This is a genomic window from Caulobacter radicis, assembly GCF_003094615.1.
Taxonomy (GTDB): domain Bacteria; phylum Pseudomonadota; class Alphaproteobacteria; order Caulobacterales; family Caulobacteraceae; genus Caulobacter; species Caulobacter radicis.
The window spans coordinates 523,610-542,306 of the sequence record NZ_QDKO01000009.1 but is presented as its reverse complement, the minus strand read 5'-3'; the positions used below and the strand labels follow the sequence as shown (position 1 = coordinate 542,306).

Below are 18,697 nucleotides of genomic sequence, written 5' to 3'. Positions count from 1 at the left end.
CCCATGACCGAAGTCGCCGCCTCCCCCGCCCTCGAATTCATCGCCAAGACGGTGGCCGAACACCCCGTCGTGCTGTTCATGAAGGGCGTGCCCGACCAGCCGCGCTGCGGCTTCTCGTCGGTGGCTGTGCAGATCCTCGACCACCTGGGCGTCGAGTTCGTCGGCGTCGACGTCCTGCAGGACGACGAGCTGCGCCAGGGCATCAAGACCTTCACCGACTGGCCGACCATTCCCCAGCTCTACGTGAAGGGCGAGTTCGTCGGCGGCAGCGACATCGTCCGCGAGATGTTCCAGTCGGGCGAGCTGAAGTCGTTCCTTATCGAGCAGGGCGTCATCCAAGCTTGAGCCGGCTTTTCACGCCGCCGGCCGACGCCTTCCCCCTGACCTTCGCGCCGAAGGCGTCGGACATCGACGCCAACGGCCACGTCAACAACGTGGTCTATCTGGGCTGGGCCCAGGACCTGGCCATTGCGCACTGGGAAGCCTGGGCCTCGGAAGAGGAACGGGCTCCCTGGAGCTGGGTCGCTCGCCGCCACGAGATCGACTACCGCCGCGAGCTGCTGCCGCACGAGATCGCTACCGGCTACACCTGGGTGGGCGAGCTGAAGGGGCCGCGCTTCGAGCGCTATGTCCGCATCGACGGCCCCGACGGCGAGATGTGCGCCCAGAGCCGCACCGACTGGGTGCTGATCGACATCGCCGCCAAGCGCCCCGCCCGCGTGCTGCCCTGGATGGTCGAGCGCTTCACGCCGAAGGGCTGAAGGGCTGAAGGGCTGAAGGGGGGCGTTGACGCGCAACCTCAAGTCGCGCCACATAGCGTTCGACCGCAGGAGGATTGTCTTGCTCGCTTTTGTCGCCGCCGCCGCCCTCGCTGGCGCCCCCGCCGCCGCGCAACCCGCCGACCTGACCTCGGCCGCCAGCGCCTGCAAGGCGCCGGCCTCCTGGCTGTCGCTCCAGGACGACGGTCGGGTCATGCTGAGGACGGACGCCGGCGCCGCCTACAGCCAGGTCATGTGCGTACTGGGCCAGCTGCAGGATCGCGGCATCTACAAGGTCGGCCTTATCGCCAGCCCCGCAAGCCCGCTCCCCGCGAAGGTTACGATCGCGACGAAGTGAGGGGGCTCAGCGGCCCACCGGATTGAGCACCCGCACCGCCGGCGCCGCCGCGATCCCCAGCTCCGCCCAGCCGAACCTTATCTCCACCTCGCCCGGCGCGGCCGCCTTGCAGGTTTCCAGCCGCCGCCGCGCGAAGGCGACGTCGGGTATCGCGTCGTTCTGCTCGACGAAGAACCGCAGGTCCTCCTTGCGCAGGCAACCTTGCGACCGAAAGCCCACCACCAGGCCCTCGTGCTCGCTTCTGAGGGAAGTCAGCGGCTCGAGCTCACCGAACCTTTCCGGATCGCCCGGCAACAGACGCGGCGGGCGCGACGGAACGGTCGCGCATCCTGAAAGCAGCAGCCCGGCCAGCAGCAAGCGGCGGTTGAAAAAGACGCCCATGGCCCCCAAGGTCGCTCGGCGCGAGTAAGCGCGCAACCGTGGGGCCTCAAGGAATGTCTGGAAAAGCGTTGGCGGGCGCGGCGACGGTCGCCGCCTTATGTCTGGCCGCCGGGACGGCGCATGCCGAGAACAGGAAACTGGACGCCGAGGTCGCCCGGCTGATGGCCCTGGGCAAGGTCCCCGGCGTGGCCGTCGCCGTGGTCGAGGACGGCAAGGTCGCGCATGTGACGGCCCAGGGCGTCCGCAACGAGAAGGGCGACCGCCTGCAGCCGCAGACGGTGATGTACGCCGCCTCGATCACCAAGGCGGTGTTCGCCTACTACGTCATGATGCTGGTCGACGAAGGCAGGCTCGACCTCGACACGCCGATCGCGACCTACCTTCCCAAGCCCCTGCCCGACTACAAGGCCTATGCCGACCTGGCCGGCGACGAGCGCTGGAAGAAGATCACGCCCCGCATCCTGCTCAGCCACTCAGCGGGCTTTCCCAACTTCCGCTGGCTGAACCCCGACGAGAAGCTGGACATCAAGTTCGAGCCCGGCAGCCGCTACGCCTATTCCGGCGAAGGCATCAACCTGATGCAGTTCGTCATCGAGCAGGGCCTCGGCATCAAGGTCGGCGAGGACATGGACCGGCGCCTCTTCAAGCCGCTGGGCATGAGCCGCTCGGGCATGGTCTGGCGCGACGACTTCGCTCCCGACATCGCCGACGGCCGCGAGGAGAGCGGCAAGTGGCAGCCGCATGACGACCGGTCCAGCGTCAAGGCGGCCGGCTCGCTGGACACCACCATCGACGACATGGGCAAGCTGGCGGCGGCCGTGGCCGGCGGCTGGGGCCTGTCGAAGAAGGCCCGCGCCGAGTTCGCGCGCGGCGGGCTGCCGATCGTCTCGCGCTCGGAATTCCCGACCTTCACCGAGGAGACCAACCCCGACAACGCCCGGATCAAGCTGGCGGCCGGCGTCGGCGTCGTCGCCTTCGAGGGGCCGCAGGGCCGGGCCTTCTTCAAGGGCGGCCACAACGACATCACCGACAACATGATGGTCTGCGTCGAAAAGCGCCGGCGCTGCGTGGTGATCCTCACCAACAGCGGCGACGGCCAGCGGATCTTCCCGTCGCTGGTCAAGGCCGCGCTGGGCGAGACCGGCATGCCCTGGGCCTGGGAATACAGCCGACTGATGCCGGTTGAGGCGCCTTAGGCGCCCGGACGCTCCAGCTCTTCCGGATCCTCGACCACCGCGTTCTCGGGCGTGGTGGTCAGGATCGCGCCGGCCGAGGCCGCGACGATGCAGGCGATGGCGGCCCACTGCTGCATCGACAGGTGCTCGGACAGGACGAGCAGGCCGGCTATGGCGCCGATCGCCGGCTCGACGCTGAGCATGACGCCGAAGGTGCGCTTGGGAATGCGCTTGAGGGCGACCATCTCGAGCGAATAGGGCACGGCGCTGGAACAGATGGCGACCACCAGGCCCAGCAGCATCAGGTGCGGATCGAGCAGGGCCGCGCCGGCCGAGACGACGCCGAACGGCACGACGATCATCGCCGCCACGCTCATGCCCATGGCCACCGAGCGGCCGCCGTGCAGGTGGCCGATGCGCTTGCCGGCGATGATGTAGAGCGCCCAGCAGACGGCCGCCGCCAGGGCGAAGCCCACGCCGACCGGGTCGAGCGCCGGTCCGCCCAGCTTCAGCGGCAACAGCAGCAGCAAGCCGAAGGCGGCCAGGCCGATGCAGAGGAAATGGCTGACCTTGCGCGCATGCAGCAGCGACAGGGTCAGCGGGCCCAGGAACTCGATGGCGATGGCCACGCCCAGCGGGATGGTCCGCAGCGACATGTAGAAACAGAGGTTCATCACGCCGGTCGCCGCGCCGTAGAAGGCGACGCCCAGGAGGTCCTGGCGCGTCAGGCGGAACCGCCAAGGCCGCCACAGCAGCAGCAGCAGCACGGCCGCGAAACCGACGCGATAGGCCGAAACGCCCTGGGCCCCCACCGCCGGGAACAGGGTCTTGGCGAACGACGTGCCGCCGGCCAGCGTCACCATGCCGCCGAACAGGGCCGCATAGGGCAACAGCGCGTCGAGCGCGGGACGGCGGATGGCGGCGGCGGACATGGGCGCAACCTAATACCGGATGACTGGCGCTTCTCGCCGAAATTCGTCGTATACCGCCCAAAACAGGCGATATGAGTAGATCAGATGACGAAATCCGTCACCCTCGACAACTTCGACCGTCGCCTGCTGGAACTGGTCCGCCGCGACAACCTGGAACCGGCCCGCAGCCTGGCCGAGAAGGTCGGGCTTTCCGAGAGCGCGGTGCTGCGCCGGCTGCGGCGGCTGCGCAAGGAAGGCGTGATCGTCGCCGACGTGGCCATCGTCGATCCCGCCCGCCTCAACGCCGGCCTGACCATGCACGTGCTGGTGCAGATGGAGCGCGAGGGCAGCGCGATCTACAACGCCTTCGCCGCCGGGGTGGCCGCGCGCAAGGAGGTGCTCAGCGCCTGGCACGTCACCGGCAGCACCGACTTCGTCCTGCTGGTCACCGTGCCGACCATGGAGGCCTACGAGGCCTTCACCAACGAGGTGCTGAACGACGACCGCCGGGTGCGCTCGTTCACCACCCTGGTCGGCATACGCGAGATCGTGCGCCAGGATCCTTCGCGCGCGCCGCTGGTGGAGTGACCCCAAAGGTGGAACGCACCATCAATTGCCCGCGAAGATTGTTGACGCTTTCCAGCTCGCCTGTCGAAATCCTCTGAAGCGCGGGAGGACACGACATGAAGGCGCGGATCATCGTGATCGGACTGGCGGTGTCGCTGGCGGCCGGCGGCGCTGTCGCGTCGAGCTGGCACTGGGCCAAGGCCCCCACTCGGGAAGAAGCCATACGCCTGGCCACCGACAAGGCCCAGGCCACGGCCAAGCGCAAGGGAACCTGCTTCAAGCCGGCCGTCAGGGTCGACGACTGCCAGGCGACCGCCGACGGCTTCCGCTGCCGCGCCGACAGCGCCTCCGACTTCCGGGCCTGCGGGGTGCGCGTCGGTTGGGTGTATGAGCCCCCCTTGCCGCCGACACGGGCCCCGATGCAGCGCCTCAGTCACGGCTACGAGCCGCAGTGGACCCAGCCGCCTCCCTACATGCTCGACCGGTCCGGCGCGTCGGTCTGGCAGCTCGATGAGTTTCCGCCGCCCACCGCGGTGAGGCTGCCTTAGCGCCCGATCTCAGCGGCCCTCCAGCGCCGGCAGCGGAACGCGGGTGACCTGCACGTCCTCCTTGTTGGCGGCGTAGCCCACCCACAGCGCTCCGCTCCACACCACGCTCTTGGGATAGTGGTAGCCCGGCCGCTTGTACTTGCCCTCGAAACGCAGCGGCTGCAGGTCGCCCTGGCCGCGCAGGCGAAAGCTTCGGTCGAAGGTCCGACCGTCGGCGGACAGAGTCACCGCCAGCGGCAGGCGCGGCCGGTCGCTGTTGGGCGCGTTGACCAGATAGGCCGTTCCGCCCGGCAGGTTGCCGGCGCTCTGCTTGGCGCGGGCGTCGGGCATGGCGGTCAGGGCCGGCGTCGTCCACGAGGCGCCCCGGTCGCAGCTTTCCGACGCCAGTTGCCGAAAACTCAGTTCCTCGTCGCGGAACACCATCACCGCGCAGCCGTCGGCGCGGCGGAACAGGCTGGGCTCGATCTCGCGGCTGAGGCGACGCTCGTGCGCGGCCGCGGCGTTCGAGGCGTCGCGCGGCAGGCTTTCCAGCCGCCCCTCCGTCCAGCCCGAGACGCCCAGCGGGTCGTCGGTGAAGAACGGCTTGGCGATCATGCCCGGCCGCAGGTGGAAGGCGGTCATAACCCGGCCGTCGACGAGGTGCGGATCCTGCTCGATCACGCCCTCGACCGGCGCGCCGTCGGCGCCTGTCACCCGCCGAGGCTGGCTCCAGGTCACGCCGTCGCGGCTGGTGCGGTATTCGGCGTAGCCGCCCGCACCAGACTGGAAGCCGTCGGGCCAGACATTGGCGTAGGCGACCAGCGTCTCGCCGTTCGTCCACCAGCCGCCGCTGGAGCGCATGACCCCGCCCTGCCCGGCCGGCGCCAGCATCTTGGGCGCGCTCCAGGTCCGGCCGTCGTCGCTGACGGCGTAGGCGACCCAGGTGTCGGCTGTGTCCTCGTCGCGGGCCGAGCTCTGCCACTGGGAGTAGAGGCGGCCCTTGAAGGGGATCAGCACCACGCCGTTGCTGAACTTGTCGGAACCTTCCGTCGGCGCGAAGACCGTGAAGGTTTCGGTCCCCGGCGCGGGCTTCAGGCCCAGGTCAGGCTCGCCCGCCCGGAACAGGCCTGGGGCCACGGTGTAGGGCGCCGCGCCCGCCGTCAGGGCCAGGGCCGCGACGGCCGCCGCCAGGTTCCGGATCATCATCGGGCCTCCCACGCGAATGCTTCTGGCCCAGCCTCCACAGTGAGCGGTAACATTCAATTCTGACAACGTTGTCCGGAACCATGTTCGCTGCTAGCGTCGGCGCAGGGATGAAACGCGACCGCGTCACGCGGCGTATCGAAGGGGGACGGCCGCATGACGACGGCTGAGTTGAGCGTAGCCTTTTTCCTGCAGATGGCGGTGATCGTGGCGGCCTGCCGCGCGATGGGCTGGGTGGTGAAGCGGTTCTTCGACCAGCCGCAGGTCGTGGGCGAGATGATCGCCGGCGTGATCCTGGGCCCATCGCTGCTGGGCCTCCTGGCGCCCGACATCCAGCACATGCTGTTCCCCAAGGAGACCAAGTCGATCCTCTATGTCGGCGCCCAGCTGGGCGTTGGCCTCTACATGTTCCTGGTCGGCGTCGGCTTCCGCAGCGACCACTTCAAGGCCAACGCCAAGAGCGCCATGGCCGTGTCGCTGTCGGGCATGACCGCGCCGTTCCTGGTGGCGATCCTGCTGACGCCGTGGCTGATGAGCCTGAACCTGTTCGGCAAGGGCGTGCAGCCCTTCCAGGCCACGCTGTTCATGGGCGCGGCGATCTCGATCACCGCCTTCCCGGTGCTGGCCCGGATCATCCAGGAGCGCGGCCTGACCAAGACCCCGCTCGGCTCGCTGTCGTTGTCGGCGGGCGCGATCGACGACGCCGGCGCCTGGACGGTGCTGGCCATCGTTCTGGCCAGCCTGGGCGGCGGCGCGGCCGTGGCCCTGAAGGCGATCATCGGCGGCGGCCTGTTCGCCCTGTTCATGCTGACCGTGGGCCCCAAGCTCCTGGCCCCGCTGGGTCGCTGGGCCGAGCGCGAAGGCAAGGTCACCCCCACGCTGCTGGGCGTGATCGTGGTGCTGTTCATGCTCAGCGCCTGGGCGATGGACGCGGCCGGCCTGCACTCGGTGTTTGGCGGCTTCATCCTCGGCGCGGCCATGCCGCGCGGCCTCCTGACCCGCGAGCTGAAGAAGCAGCTGGAGCCGTTCGCGCTGGCGCTGCTGGTGCCGATGTTCTTCACCTTCTCGGGCCTCAACACCCAGCTGACCATGGTCAACAGCTGGGCCCTGGCCGGCATCGCCCTGGTCATCCTGGCCGGCTCGATCGCCGCCAAGGGCCTGGCCTGCTGGGCCGCCGCCCGCCTCACCGGCCAGGACAACGCCACGGCCATGGGCATCGGGGCCCTGATGAACGCCCGTGGCCTGATGGAGCTGATCATCATTAACATCGGCCTGCAGAAGGGCATCATCGGCCCGGCCCTGTTCTCGATGCTGGTGGTCATGGCCATCATCACCACGCTGATGGCCAGCCCGCTGTTCGAGATCGTCTATGGCCGCAAGGCGCGGCTGAGCGGCGAACTGGGCGCCCTCAACGAGGACGAGGACGATGAGCCGGCGCGCGGAACCGCCCCGGCGACGGCGCGCTAGACGCTCCACGTCTTGAGGTCACTAAAGGCCGTCATCCCGGAAAGCCCGCAAGGCTTATCCTGGACCCAGGGGCCGGCGCAGAGCGGTAGCGACTGCGTGGGCGGGAGCGCCAGCGCCGCGCCCAGTCTCCTGGGTCCCGGCTCTCCGCTTCGCTACGGCCGGGATGACGGCTGTGTTTTGATCGGCAACAGAAAAGGCGGCGGGGATGTCCCCGCCGCCTTCTTCGTTCCTAGCTCCAGGGCCCCGGCTGGCGGCTCGGACCACTGGTCGGCACGGCCGTCCCCAGCCGCTGACGCGTCCCCTGCCCGATCGCCAGTTTCATCAGCGCCTCGACGCGGTTGTGGGTGGCCGGGTGGGTCGAGAACAGGTTGTCAGCCCCGCGACCGGCCAGCGGATTGATGATGAACATGTGCGCCGTGGCCGGATTGCGCTCGGCCTCGTGGTTGACCACGCCGCCGCGGGCATAGGCGTCGATCTTCTCCAGCGCGCGGGCCAGGCCCCGGTTGTCGCCGGCGATCTGCGCCCCCACCCGGTCGGCCTCGTACTCGCGCGAGCGGCTGATGGCCATCTGCACCAGCATGGCGGCGATCGGCGCCAGGATGGCCAGGGCGATGGCCCCGATGATCCCGCCCGGCCGCTCATCGTCCTCGCGAGAGCCGCCGAAGAAGAAGGCGAAGTTGGCCAGGGCCGAGATCGCGCCGGCGATGGTCGCCGTCACGGTCATGGTCAGGGTGTCGCGGTTCTTCACGTGGGCCAGTTCGTGGGCCATGACGCCGCGGATCTCGTCGCGGTCGAGCATGGCCAACAGGCCCGTGGTGGCGGCCACGGCGGCGTTCTGCGGGTTGCGGCCGGTGGCGAAGGCGTTGGGCTGGTCGCTGTCGATGATGCAGACGCGCGGCATGGGCAGACCGGCGCGCTGCGCCAGGTCGGCCACGTCGCGGGCGTAGTTCCTGACCAGCGGCTCGGGGTGGCTCTCGTCGACCTCGACGGCGCCGTAGGCCCGCAGCACGATCTTGTCGGCGTTCCAGTACGAGAACACGTTCATGCCGGCGGCCAGCACGAAGGCGATCAGCATGCCGGTCGGGCCGCCGATCATGTAGCCGGCCCCGACGAACAGGGCCGTCAGGCCGGCCAGCAGGGCGAAGGTCTTGAATTGGTTCATGGTCCTCTGGCGCGGGGATCGTCAGTCGAAGATGTCGAAGAGATCGAAGCGCTTCTTCTTGTGGTGGCCGTGACGGCGATAGTCGTCGTCGCGGTCGTAGTGCTTGCGGTCGTCGTGGCGCTTGTGGTCGCTGCGCCAGCTGTCGTCGTAGCGGCGCGGTTCGGGCCGCTGCTCATAAGTCGGCTGCGGACGGTTGAACGGCGAAGCACCGGACGGCGGCGGCGGCGTGGCGCCTTGCGCGTCCTCGCGCTCCATCGCCATCAGCTTTTCAAGTTCGCCGCGATCAAGCCACACGCCCCGGCACTTGGGGCACATGTCGAACTCGACGCCGGCGCGCTGCACGGCCTGCATGGAGCCATCGCAGTTGGGGCACATCAGGAGAGGCATGGGTCGTTCGGGTCCCTGGTCCAAGAATGGAGACGGGGTTCCCGATGTCGGATCCGGCACGAGGGGGAGGGACACCCGGACCCAGACATCGAGAACACCCGATGCGGTCCGACATCACGCGCGTCCTTCAGAGGGGAGGTGAAGACGCTGCGCCAGAGGGGCCCGGCCCGCTCATTGGAGATAGGAGCGGGTTTTAGGGTTTCAAGGGGCGCCAGGTCCTCCCCTCTCCGTCGGCGGAGTTTATCCTCGGGCCGGCCTTTGGCCGGACCCGGGGGCCGACACCTCTCCCACGGGGAGAGGGCCATGAACAAAAAAGGCCCCGGATCGCTCCGGGGCCTTTTCCGATCTCTTGCGAGTTCGACGCGTCTTACGAAGCGTAGAATTCGACGACGAGGTTCGGTTCCATCTTCACCGGGTACGGAACTTCCGAGAGTTCCGGAGCGCGGACGAAGGTGGCCGACAGGCCCTTGGCGTCGACCGAGACGTACTCGGCGAAGTCACGCTCGTTCGAGGCGACGGCTTCCAGGACGAGAGCCATGTTGCGCGACTTTTCGCGGACCGCGATCACGTCGCCCGGCTTGCAGCGGTACGACGGGATGTTCACGCGCTTGCCGTTCACGGTCACGTGGCCGTGGTTCACGAACTGGCGGGCGGCGAACACGGTCGGCACGAACTTGGCGCGGTAGACGATGGCGTCCAGGCGCGATTCGAGCAGAGCGATCAGGTTCTCCGAGGTGTTGCCCTTGCGGCGGGCGGCTTCCTCGTAGGTGCGCGAGAATTGCTTCTCGGTCAGGTTGCCGTAGTAGCCCTTCAGCTTTTGCTTGGCGCGCAGCTGCAGGCCGAAGTCCGAAACCTTCTGCTTGCGGCGTTGGCCGTGCTGGCCGGGGCCGTAGGACCGCTGGTTGACCGGCGATTTGGGCCGGCCCCAGAGGTTCTCGCCCATACGGCGGTCGATCTTGTACTTGGCGCTATGGCGCTTGGACATAGGTCACTCTTTATGTCGATCCGGGCCGGACCTCCGGAAGGAGGACGATCTCAACGGCGGCGTCGGGTCAATCCGTCATGAAGCTATCGCGCCGCGCGGCGAGCCGGCGGCGTGAAGGCGCGGTTTATGACGGAGGGGCGCCGGAGAGTCAACGGACGGTGCGGTTGGGCGCCTCGGCGTAGGATCGCTCGTCGATCAGCTCGACGCCGACACCAGCCCTGCCCGCGGCCGCGACCAACGGCGCGATGAAGCCGTAGTCGACGTCGGAGCGGGCCCACACGGAAAGGTCTCGATCGGCGGCGGCCAAGCCTGCCAACGCCGCGTCCAACTGGTCAGGACGGATCAGGCGTCCGTCGAGGGTCAGGGATCCGTCGGCCAGCACCACCGCCACGGTCGCGTGGCGCGGGGGCCCGCAATAGATCGAGGCGATGGGTGGCAGTTCGAGCGGCGTCGTCGCCCCGGCCGCGCCGGACAAGCCGGCCACGCCGCCGAACAGCGCCAGCAGCACGCCGATCATCGGCGCGAGATTGGGCGTCGACAGCGGCCTGGCCTCGAACTTCGTCATGAACCGGCTGGCCATGCGCCCTCCCCTTCACTCCGACGACAGGTTGGCCGGATGGGGGAACCAGGCCTTGCGGGACCGGCCGACGTCGCGGCGACGGATGAAGGCCAGGCCATGCCAGGCGACCAAGCGACCGACAGGCAAAAGCCCGGCGAGCAGAACCGGCCAAACCCACCAAAGGCGGTCAGGCTGGCGCAAGTGGGCGAGCAGTTCTGCGTAGATCGCCTGCCCGTCGGTCCTGCCGTCGGCGACGGCGGCGGCCAGGTTATCGGCCACCAGCGGGATCTCCGAGGCGGCTTGCGCGGCCGCCCGCTGATGGTCCAGCGCGAACAGGGCCAGCGTCGCGGCGAAGGCGACGGCGATCCAGCCCCAGCGCGGACGCGCATGGAAACTGAACCCGCCGGCCTTGGCCACGGCCAGGCAAAGCGCGAAGACCACGAGGATTCGATGCCAGCTCCCACCGGTCGTGAGCCCTCCGGACGTCAGGCCCACGAACAGGACGCAACTGGCCCCCGCCGTGACCGCGCGCGGGACTTCGTCGATCCACGGCCTGCCTATGGGCGCGGCGATCGCGACGCCGATGACGAACAGGCAGAGCGGCGCGGCCAGGCTGGTCCAGTCCAGCAGCACCAAGGCCAGCGCCGGCCAGACGATCGCCTCGAGGAGGCGAAGACACCTCGTCCCCAAGGACGGTGGCTGCTTTCCCACGGGTGGTTGCCGCGTCGCCGACGTCGTCATGCGGTCACCCTACAACCGGCGCGGGCGCGCCGCCAAGACGCGCCCGTCAGGCTCGCGCCCCTTTCAGGCCCCCTGCAGCGGATTGCGTACGCGGACCTTGTCGGTGCGCTGCACGCCCATGGCGTCGAGGTCGAAGCGCAGTTCCTTGCCTTCCGGCGCCAGCGCGCGGCAGAGGTCGGGGCGTTCGCGGGTCAGGGTGACGGCGACGCCGCTTTCGCGACGGTCGGCCACGACCTTGAAGTCCTCGGCCTTGGTGCAGCCGTTCGACGACACCCGCGCCACCAGTTCGCCCTTCTCCAGAGCGACGCCGTACAGGGGCTCCAGCGTATCATTGCCATCGTTGATCTTCACCGAGACGTCGCGCTTGCCGCCGTCGTCGGCGTCGATGATGACGCAGGCCGAGGTCGACAGGCCCGCGGCGACGACCAGGGCCATGACGGCCAGTTTCTTCTGCATGTTTGAGCACCCCTCAGAGGCCGAACTTGGCCTTGGCGCAGAGGAGCGGCCGGCGGCTGAACCCGGGATGAATTACCGAAAGTTCACAACCGGGGCGCGTTGCACGCGGGGCGTCGCCAGATGACAAAATCCCTTTATACGTGTATTTCTGAATTATCGCCGAGGGGGAGATCACGACATGGCCGTCACCGACGCCGAGATCAACGCGGCCGTGGCCGTCACAGGGCGCTTCGAGAACGCCGGCGATCCATGGCGCGGCGTCACCGGCGACTTTGACGGCATGGGCATCTCCTGCGGCGTGCTGCAGTGGAACATCGGCTCGGCCTCGCTACAGCCCATGGTGCTGGCCGAGGGCAAGCCGGTGGTGCTGCGCGAGGCGCCGACGATCGGGGCCCAGCTCTGGCAGGCCAGCAACGGCGGCGTCTCCCAGGGCCTGACGATCGTGCGCCAGTGGCAGACCGGCAGCCAGCTCAAGGTGACGCCCAAGAAGGAGCTGGCCAACCTGATGGGCTCGCCCGAAATGAAAGCTCAGCAGCTTGCCCGCATCCGCACGGTGGCCAACAAGGCCGACGCCCTGGCCACGACCTGGGCCCTGGCGGCGGGCCGGGCCGCGCGCAGCCTGCAGGAGCTGATCTGGTTCTTCGACCTCGTCACCCAGAACGGCAGCCTCAAGGGCGTCGACCACGACGACGTCAAGCAGTTCATCAAGACCTCGACGCCCGGCAAGGCCGACGACGTGGTGTGCGACTGGCTGCTGGCCGCGCCGGCGGCCTGGTGGGGCCGTGTCGACTGCATCAAGAACGCCGGCCTGTGGCGCGACAAGGTCGCAGCCGCCGACCTGGAGCTGTTCGTGCTCAGCTACCTGCGCGCCTCGCTCAGCACCGCCAAGGCCCGGGGCGTGGTGATGAACCGCAAGGGCGCGCTGGCCTTCCGCAAGGGCTGGATCAACGGCCAGCTGTTCGACTTCACCGGCCAGTTCTAGACGGCGCGGCTAGAGCCGCGCCGCGTGCCAGTCGATATGGTCGCCGATGAAGCTGGCGATGAAGAAGTAGCTGTGGTCGTAGCCTTCCTGGCGGCGGACCGTGACCTTCAGCCGGGCCTCGGCGCCGGCCTCTTCCAGCAGCTGCGGCTTCAGCTGGCTTTCAAGGAAATTGTCGGCCAGGCCCTGGTCGACCAGGATTTCGTCGAAGTCGCCGCCAAAGCCGTCCTCGATCAGGGCGCAGGCGTCGTGGGCCCGCCACTTGGCGCGGTCAGGGCCGAGATAGGCGGTCAGGGCCTTGTCGCCCCACGGGCAGTTCAGCGGCGAGACGATCGGCGAAAAGGCGCTGACCGACTTGAAGAGCCGCGGATTGCGCAGGGCGATGGTCAGCGCGCCGTGGCCGCCCATCGAGTGGCCGAAAATCCCGCGCCGCGCCGGGTCCAGCGGGAAGGCTGCGTCGACGGCTTCCAGCAGGTCCTTGGTGACGTAGGAATACATGTTGAAGTGCGGCGCCCAGGGCTCTTCCGTGGCGTCGACGTAGAAGCCCGCGCCCTGACCCAGGTCATAGGCCGGATCGTCGGCGACGCCCTCACCGCGCGGCGAAGTGTCGGGCGCGACGATGGCCACGCCGTGTTTCGCCGCCCAGGCATAGGCCCCGGCCTTGGTGGTGAAGTTGTCTTCCGTGCAGGTCAGGCCCGACAGCCAGACGAGGTAGGGGAAAGGCCCCTCCCCATCAGGCGTCCAGATGCTGAACTTCATCGGCGTGCCGGTGCTGGCGCTGTCGTGCCGGCAGTAGCGCAGCGTTCCGCCCTGGGTGCGGTGGGTGGCGAGGGTTTCGACATGGGACATGGGCGGCTCGCGAAACTGAACCTTCTCCCATGGGGAGAAGGAGGGGCCCGTCACGACGAAGTCGGGATGGGAGGATGAGGGGGTAAGACGTCGACGGGTTTAACCCCTCACCCTCCCACGCTTCGCGCGGGCCCCTCCCTCTCCCTCTGGGAGAGGGATTTTAGAACGTCACCACGGTCCGGATGCTCTCGCCCTTGTGCATCAGGTCGAAGGCCTCGTTGATGCGTTCCAGCGGCAGGACGTGGGTGATCATCGGGTCGATCTGGATCTTGCCGTCCATGTACCAGTCGACGATCTTGGGCGTGTCGGTGCGGCCGCGGGCGCCGCCGAAGGCCGTGCCCTTCCAGACCCGGCCGGTGACCAGCTGGAACGGACGGGTGGCGATCTCCTTGCCGGCCTCGGCCACGCCGATGATGATGCTCTCGCCCCAGCCGCGGTGGCAGGCCTCCAGCGCCTGGCGCATGACCGTGGTGTTGCCGGTGGCGTCGAAGGTGTAGTCCGCGCCGCCGTCGGTCAGGGCCACCAGGTGGGCGACCAGGTCGCCCGACACGTCCTTGGGATTGACGAAGTGGGTCATGCCGAACTTGCGGCCCCATTCCTCGCGGTCCGGGTTCAGGTCGACGCCGACGATCATGTTGGCGCCGACGAGCTTCAGGCCCTGGATGACGTTGAGGCCGATGCCGCCCAGGCCGAAGACGATGGCGTTGGCGCCCGGCTCGACCTTGGCGGTGTTGGTCACCGCGCCCACGCCCGTCGTCACGCCGCAGCCGCAATAGCAGGCGGTCTTGAACGGCGCGTCCTTGCGGATGCGGGCCACGGCGATCTCGGGCAGCACGGTGTAGTTCGAGAAGGTCGAGCAACCCATGTAGTGGTGGATGGTCTGGCCCTTGTAGGAGAAGCGGCTGGTGCCGTCCGGCATCAGGCCCTTTCCTTGGGTGGCGCGTATGGCCGTGCAGAGGTTGGTCTTGCCCGACAGGCAGCTTTTGCACTGGCGGCATTCGGGCGTGTAGAGCGGGATCACGTGGTCGCCGACCGCCAGGCTGGTGACGCCCGGGCCGACCTCGACCACCACGCCCGCGCCCTCGTGGCCCAGGATCGACGGGAACAGGCCTTCGCTGTCCAGGCCGTCCAGGGTGTAGGCGTCGGTGTGGCAGACGCCGGTGGCCTTGATCTCGATCAGGACCTCGCCGGCCTTGGGACCTTCCAGATCGACCTCGACGATCTCCAGCGGCTTCTTGGCTTCGAAAGCGACGGCGGCGCGGGTCTTCATGGCAGGCTCCGATGGGTTCTTGGTCCCTGTGGTACGCCGATGCGCGCCCGGCGATAATCCCCCACAAGGCAAAACATTGTTGCCATGCAGGGACAATGAGCGCACCACCGCGCCATGAGCCGCTGGGACGGGATCGACGAGTTCGTGGCGACGGCCGAGGCCGAGAGCTTCTCGCAGGCCGCGCGGCGCCTTGGGCTGTCGACCTCCGGCGTCAGCCGAGAGGTGGCCCGGCTGGAGGAGCGGCTGCAGACCCGCCTGCTCTATCGCACCACCCGCCGCGTCAGCCTGACCGACGCCGGCCGGGCCTTCCTGGCCCGCTGCCGCGAGCTGATCCACGATCGTGACGAAGCCCTGGCCGCGGTCGGCGAGGAGGACGGCGAGGTCAAGGGCCTGCTGCGCATGACCTGCTCGTCGGCCTATGGCGAGCGCTACGTCGTGCCGGCGGTCAACGCCTTCGCCCTGGCCCACCCCAAGCTGTCTCTGCACATCGAGCTGGACGACACGGTGCGCGACATCGTCAGCGAGGGCTTCGATCTTGCCATCCGCTTCGGCCGCCTGACCGACAGCCGCCTGATCGCCAAGCGCCTGGCCTCGCGCACGCGCCGCCTGTGCGCCTCGCCAGACTACCTGGCGCGGGCCGGAACGCCGACGACCATCGCCGACCTCGAAGCCCACGCCGGCGTCCTGGGCGCATCCGACACCTGGCCGTTCCGGGAGGGCGAGCGCGAGATCGCCTTCAAGCCCCAGGGCCGCTTTCGCTGCAACAGCGGCCAGGCGGTGCTGGACGCGACGCTGCAGGGGCTGGGGATCTGCCAGCTGCCCAACTTCTACGTCGACCCGGCCATCGCCAACGGCGGGCTGGTCCCGCTGCTGGAGGACAACACGCCCGCCGACGAAGGCGTCTGGGCGGTCTATCCGCACCTGCGCCTGCTGCCGGCCAAGGTGCGGCTGCTGGTCGAGCATCTGGAGCGAGGGCTGGGGTAGCCGCAAGATGCTCCCCCTCTGGGGGAGCTGTCGCGGAGCGACTGAGGGGGGAGTGGCCGCGAATTCGGCCGACACCCGGAAAGCTGAAAACGTCCCCCCTCCGGCCCTTTGGGCCACCTCCCCCAGAGGGGGAGGATCTTTCCTTACAGCAGCTTGCGCAGGCTCAGGCGCACGGTCCGCCCCATGGCGTCCATGTAATCCTCCTGATAGGCCTGCGGCGTGCGGCCCTGGTCGTCGCGGACCTGCTGCTTCTCGTCGAACAGGTTGTCGACCGCCAGCGTCACGCGCGAGCCCTTCAGCCAGTCGTAGCGTTTCACCAAGTCCTTGCGCTGCCCCAGATCCGCGAACCCCAACAGGCTGACCGTCGGGATGTCGGCGAAGAACAGGTCGTCGCCGCGCGGGCCGCCGTCGACCCAGGTGGCCGAGCGCCAGGCGCTGCGCAGGCCGCAACCCAGCCCGTCCTTGGCCAGATTGGCCTGCAGGTTCACCTCGTGGCGCGGGGTGCCGCCCCGCCGGCCCAACGAGGCGCCGTCCAGCAGGTCCAGCGGCGTCATGCCGTCGCGGATCACCACCTCGTCCTGCAATCGCCACAGGTGGTTCAGCGAGACGTTGAAGATCGCCTGTCCAGGCGGGCCGCCCGATCGCATCATGCCGCCCGGACCGCTGACCTGCACGCCACCGCCGCCAGGACGAGGCGCGCCGGACGGTCGGGCCGCGCCAGGCGCGGCGGGCGGCGGGCCGCCCCAGCGCAGATTGTAGTTCAGGCCCCAGCGCAGCTCCTGGCGATCGGCGTGGGCGAAGTTCACCGGCCGGGTGTCGACCGAGGTGAGGCGGCCCGTGGCGTCGCGCACGAAGCGGCTGGGGAAGGCGGCCTCCAGCTCCGGCGACACGGCCGGGAAGCTGGCGATCTGGTCCTCGACGCGGCTGGCCGTGTAGTTGCCCCACAGCGACAGCTCGCGCTTCTCGAACGGCCGGTAGTTGAAGCCGAGCTTCACGACCTGGCGGCTGTCGGCGTTAAGGTTGGGATTGCCGCCCTCGATGCGGGTGACGTTGACCGTCTGGCTGGTGGCGAAGTCGTACATCGCCACGTTGGGCGTCAGCAGCACGGGGTCGTTGACCTGCTGGGGCGAGGGTTCGCCCTCCTCGGTGCTGTAGTTCAGCGACAGGTTCATGCGCTTGACCGGCGACCACGACAGGCCCCCGCCGGCCGTCATCAGGCCGCCGATGTCGGAGAACTGTTCGTAGAGCACATTGCCGTTCACCGACACGCCGCCCAGGAAGCCCAGCACCCCGTCGCGCTCGGCGATCGGCGCGTCGGCGCTGGCCTGGATCGTCGCGCGGTCGCGCGTCAGGGTCCGGCGGGTGAAGGCGCCGGAGCGCACGCTCTCGGCCTCGACCTTACGGCTGTCGACGCCGCCCTTGACCGTGGCGCGCAAGCGGCCGGCCGGCAGCTCCGTCACCGTACCGTTCATGGTCAGCTCGGCCTTGACGTTGGTGGTGATGGAGTCGGCCGTGTCCTGGGCGGCGTAGCGCAGCAGGCTGCGCGGGATCGGGTCGAACGGATTGACGTCGGGATCGCTGGCCGCCACCGCCGCGCGATAGGCCGTGGTGTCGAGGCCCCGGCCGGTGCGGGTGGCGCTGTCGGTCAGGTCGTAGTTGCCGGTGAAGGTCCAGCGCCAGCCGGCCATCATGCCCAGCGCGGTCATGCCCAGCTCGATCTTGTCGGTGTCGGTCTTGCGGCGCAGGCCGTCGGGCACGTCGAGATAGCGATAGAGCGTCACGTCCCGGGCGAAGGGCGAGAACGGGCTGTCGGCCTTCAGCGCCAGGTTGACGCCGGTCAGGCCGTTGAAGCTGATGCGGCTGGTGCTCTCGATATTGCCGCTGACGGTGGTGGTCACGTTGCCGAGCGCGCCCAGCACCAGGTTGCGGGTATAGGCGCCCTGGATCGCGCCCTCCTCGCCACGCGCCAGCAGGGTGCGCGAGGCGGTCAGGTCGTCGGTGGCCGCCGTCCCGGCGCCGGCCACGAAGTCGGCCAGGCTGGGCGCAGCGCCCGCCGCCAGGGTCGGTACGGACGCCACCGTGACCACCGAACCGACGAGGTCCGACAGGGCCGGATCGAGCTCCGGCCCTGTCGGCGTGCCGATATTGCCCTGGATGTCGTAAGGCGTGCTGCTGGTGCGGACGATGTCGCGCTCGGACTCGTAAAGCGGCGTCTCGCGGCGATAGCGGACATTGACGGTCCAGCGGGCGTCGGCGTCGACCTTGAAGAGGTTGCCCTTCTGCTCGTTGAAGGTGCGCCCGCCCTCGGTGGCGAAGCGGAACTCGTCCTCCAGGGTCAGCGAGCGGAAGTCCTTCTTCAGAACCAGGTTCACCACCCGCTGGTCGGCTCGGTAGCCGTAGGCCAGCGCGGCTTCCTCGCGCAGGATGTCCAGGCGCTGGATCGCCTCGGGCGGCAGGCCGGCGATCTCCTGGAAGCCCGAGATGCGCTGGCCGTTGACCAGGGTCACCGGCCCCTCGCCGCCGCGTCCGCGCGAGCTGACGGTCAGCGGCTCCAGCAGGGTCATCAGTTCGGCGACGCTGCCCGCGCCGTAGGCCTTGATGGCCTCCTCGTCGAGCGAGATCTCCGGCTCGACCGGGCCTTCGGTCTTGCCGCGCGGCGCCGACTGCACGGTCACGCCCTCAACGACGGCGTCCTCGGCCTCGACGACGGGAATGAGGGCGGGCTTGAGATCTTCTGACTTGGCTTCAGGAGCCTTGACCTCGGGAGCCTTGATCTCGGCGGGCTTGGCCTCCGACGGCGAAACCGTCCCGACCGTCATCGCCGCCGCGAAACCCTGCAGAAGCACGCCGCCCAGCGCCATCACCATGCCCCCTATCCCAAGCCCCGGCGTTCAACCGCCGGCTATCCCACAACCTGGACCATGGTTGCAGATTTTGGCTGGATAGCGGCGTTTGCGCCAGCGCGGAAATTAAAGCGC

Annotated in this window: 21 protein-coding genes and 1 pseudogene; 9 read left to right on the top strand and 13 right to left on the bottom strand. The window is 68.9% G+C overall.

The genetic code is table 11. The features are described from left to right. The first annotated feature begins 3 nt into the window (after positions 1-3). From grxD to DDF62_RS04755, 3 genes are all read left to right on the top strand, one after another. Positions 4-345, top strand: a complete 342-nt coding sequence (gene grxD, locus DDF62_RS04765) for a Grx4 family monothiol glutaredoxin (protein WP_116488030.1) — start codon at positions 4-6, stop codon at positions 343-345. Then, the gene (locus DDF62_RS04760) at positions 342-761 is read left to right on the top strand and encodes an acyl-CoA thioesterase (RefSeq protein ID WP_116488029.1); all 420 of its coding nucleotides are present in this window, start codon (positions 342-344) and stop codon (positions 759-761) included. Before grxD ends, DDF62_RS04760 begins: the two co-directional genes overlap by 4 nt. A gap of 79 nt (positions 762-840) precedes the next feature. Continuing rightward, entirely contained in the window at positions 841-1,116 is a 276-nt protein-coding gene (locus DDF62_RS04755; protein WP_133244890.1) for a hypothetical protein, read from the top strand. Positions 1,117-1,122: 6 nt separating this feature from the next. On the opposite strand, the gene DDF62_RS04750 is transcribed toward DDF62_RS04755, so the two are convergent. After that, positions 1,123-1,497: a hypothetical protein gene (locus DDF62_RS04750; protein WP_116488027.1), complete on the bottom strand. Its 375-nt coding sequence runs from the start codon at positions 1,495-1,497 to the stop codon at positions 1,123-1,125. 53 nt (positions 1,498-1,550) lie between these two features. Between DDF62_RS04750 and DDF62_RS04745 the strand changes: the two genes are divergently transcribed. Then, a complete protein-coding gene (locus tag DDF62_RS04745; protein ID WP_116488026.1) occupies positions 1,551-2,693 on the top strand; it encodes a serine hydrolase domain-containing protein in 1,143 nt (380 codons plus the stop codon). Here the strand turns inward: DDF62_RS04745 and DDF62_RS04740 are convergent. Beyond that, positions 2,690-3,604 (bottom strand): EamA family transporter, encoded by a 915-nt coding sequence (locus tag DDF62_RS04740; RefSeq protein ID WP_116488025.1) that lies wholly within the window; start codon positions 3,602-3,604, stop codon positions 2,690-2,692. The genes DDF62_RS04745 and DDF62_RS04740 overlap by 4 nt on opposite strands. 84 nt (positions 3,605-3,688) lie before the next feature. Here DDF62_RS04740 and DDF62_RS04735 point away from each other — a divergent pair, with 84 nt between their 5' ends. After that, positions 3,689-4,171 (top strand): Lrp/AsnC family transcriptional regulator, encoded by a 483-nt coding sequence (locus DDF62_RS04735; protein ID WP_116488024.1) that lies wholly within the window; start codon positions 3,689-3,691, stop codon positions 4,169-4,171. A 95-nt stretch (positions 4,172-4,266) separates the two neighbouring features. Then, entirely contained in the window at positions 4,267-4,698 is a 432-nt protein-coding gene (locus DDF62_RS04730) for a hypothetical protein (RefSeq protein WP_116488023.1), read from the top strand. Between the two features lie 9 nt (positions 4,699-4,707). Here DDF62_RS04730 and DDF62_RS04725 read toward each other — a convergent pair whose 3' ends face one another. Continuing rightward, positions 4,708-5,883: a sialidase family protein gene (locus tag DDF62_RS04725; RefSeq protein WP_244286705.1), complete on the bottom strand. Its 1,176-nt coding sequence runs from the start codon at positions 5,881-5,883 to the stop codon at positions 4,708-4,710. Positions 5,884-6,051: 168 nt separating this feature from the next. Between DDF62_RS04725 and DDF62_RS04720 the strand changes: the two genes are divergently transcribed. Beyond that, positions 6,052-7,347, top strand: coding sequence for a cation:proton antiporter (locus DDF62_RS04720; RefSeq protein WP_425267012.1), 1,296 nt, complete (start codon positions 6,052-6,054; stop codon positions 7,345-7,347). A gap of 54 nt (positions 7,348-7,401) precedes the next feature. On the opposite strand, the pseudogene DDF62_RS26575 reads toward DDF62_RS04720, so the two are convergent. From DDF62_RS26575 to DDF62_RS04690, 7 genes and pseudogenes are all read right to left on the bottom strand, one after another. Further along, positions 7,402-7,525, bottom strand: a pseudogene (locus DDF62_RS26575) (hypothetical protein); the annotation flags it as partial. Between the two features lie 51 nt (positions 7,526-7,576). Further along, entirely contained in the window at positions 7,577-8,509 is a 933-nt protein-coding gene (gene htpX, locus DDF62_RS04715; RefSeq protein WP_116488021.1) for a zinc metalloprotease HtpX, read from the bottom strand. Positions 8,510-8,530: 21 nt separating this feature from the next. Beyond that, entirely contained in the window at positions 8,531-8,896 is a 366-nt protein-coding gene (locus tag DDF62_RS04710; protein WP_116488020.1) for a TFIIB-type zinc ribbon-containing protein, read from the bottom strand. A 367-nt stretch (positions 8,897-9,263) separates the two neighbouring features. After that, positions 9,264-9,881, bottom strand: coding sequence for a 30S ribosomal protein S4 (gene rpsD, locus DDF62_RS04705; protein WP_101712483.1), 618 nt, complete (start codon positions 9,879-9,881; stop codon positions 9,264-9,266). 148 nt (positions 9,882-10,029) lie between these two features. Next, complete coding sequence (locus DDF62_RS04700; protein WP_116488019.1) at positions 10,030-10,461, bottom strand: hypothetical protein; 432 nt, start codon at positions 10,459-10,461, stop codon at positions 10,030-10,032. Positions 10,462-10,473: 12 nt separating this feature from the next. After that, positions 10,474-11,076, bottom strand: a complete 603-nt coding sequence (locus tag DDF62_RS04695; protein WP_116488018.1) for a hypothetical protein — start codon at positions 11,074-11,076, stop codon at positions 10,474-10,476. Between the two features lie 168 nt (positions 11,077-11,244). Further along, a complete protein-coding gene (locus DDF62_RS04690) occupies positions 11,245-11,637 on the bottom strand; it encodes a hypothetical protein (RefSeq protein WP_116488017.1) in 393 nt (130 codons plus the stop codon). Between the two features lie 178 nt (positions 11,638-11,815). On the opposite strand from DDF62_RS04690, the gene DDF62_RS04685 reads away from it, so the two are divergent. Then, positions 11,816-12,619, top strand: coding sequence for a peptidoglycan-binding domain 1 protein (locus DDF62_RS04685; RefSeq protein ID WP_116488016.1), 804 nt, complete (start codon positions 11,816-11,818; stop codon positions 12,617-12,619). A 9-nt stretch (positions 12,620-12,628) separates the two neighbouring features. Here DDF62_RS04685 and fghA read toward each other — a convergent pair whose 3' ends face one another. Then, on the bottom strand, positions 12,629-13,465 hold the full coding sequence (gene fghA / locus DDF62_RS04680) for an S-formylglutathione hydrolase (RefSeq protein ID WP_116488015.1): 837 nt from the start codon (positions 13,463-13,465) through the stop codon (positions 12,629-12,631). Between the two features lie 160 nt (positions 13,466-13,625). After that, on the bottom strand, positions 13,626-14,735 hold the full coding sequence (locus DDF62_RS04675) for an S-(hydroxymethyl)glutathione dehydrogenase/class III alcohol dehydrogenase (RefSeq protein WP_058350041.1): 1,110 nt from the start codon (positions 14,733-14,735) through the stop codon (positions 13,626-13,628). Between the two features lie 114 nt (positions 14,736-14,849). Between DDF62_RS04675 and DDF62_RS04670 the strand changes: the two genes are divergently transcribed. Beyond that, positions 14,850-15,719 carry a LysR family transcriptional regulator gene (locus tag DDF62_RS04670; protein WP_116488014.1) on the top strand — a complete coding sequence of 290 codons (870 nt, stop codon included), beginning with the start codon at positions 14,850-14,852 and terminating at the stop codon, positions 15,717-15,719. Between the two features lie 143 nt (positions 15,720-15,862). On the opposite strand, the gene DDF62_RS04665 is transcribed toward DDF62_RS04670, so the two are convergent. Next, positions 15,863-18,586 carry a TonB-dependent receptor gene (locus DDF62_RS04665; protein WP_116488013.1) on the bottom strand — a complete coding sequence of 908 codons (2,724 nt, stop codon included), beginning with the start codon at positions 18,584-18,586 and terminating at the stop codon, positions 15,863-15,865. Positions 18,587-18,697: the final 111 nt, after the last annotated feature.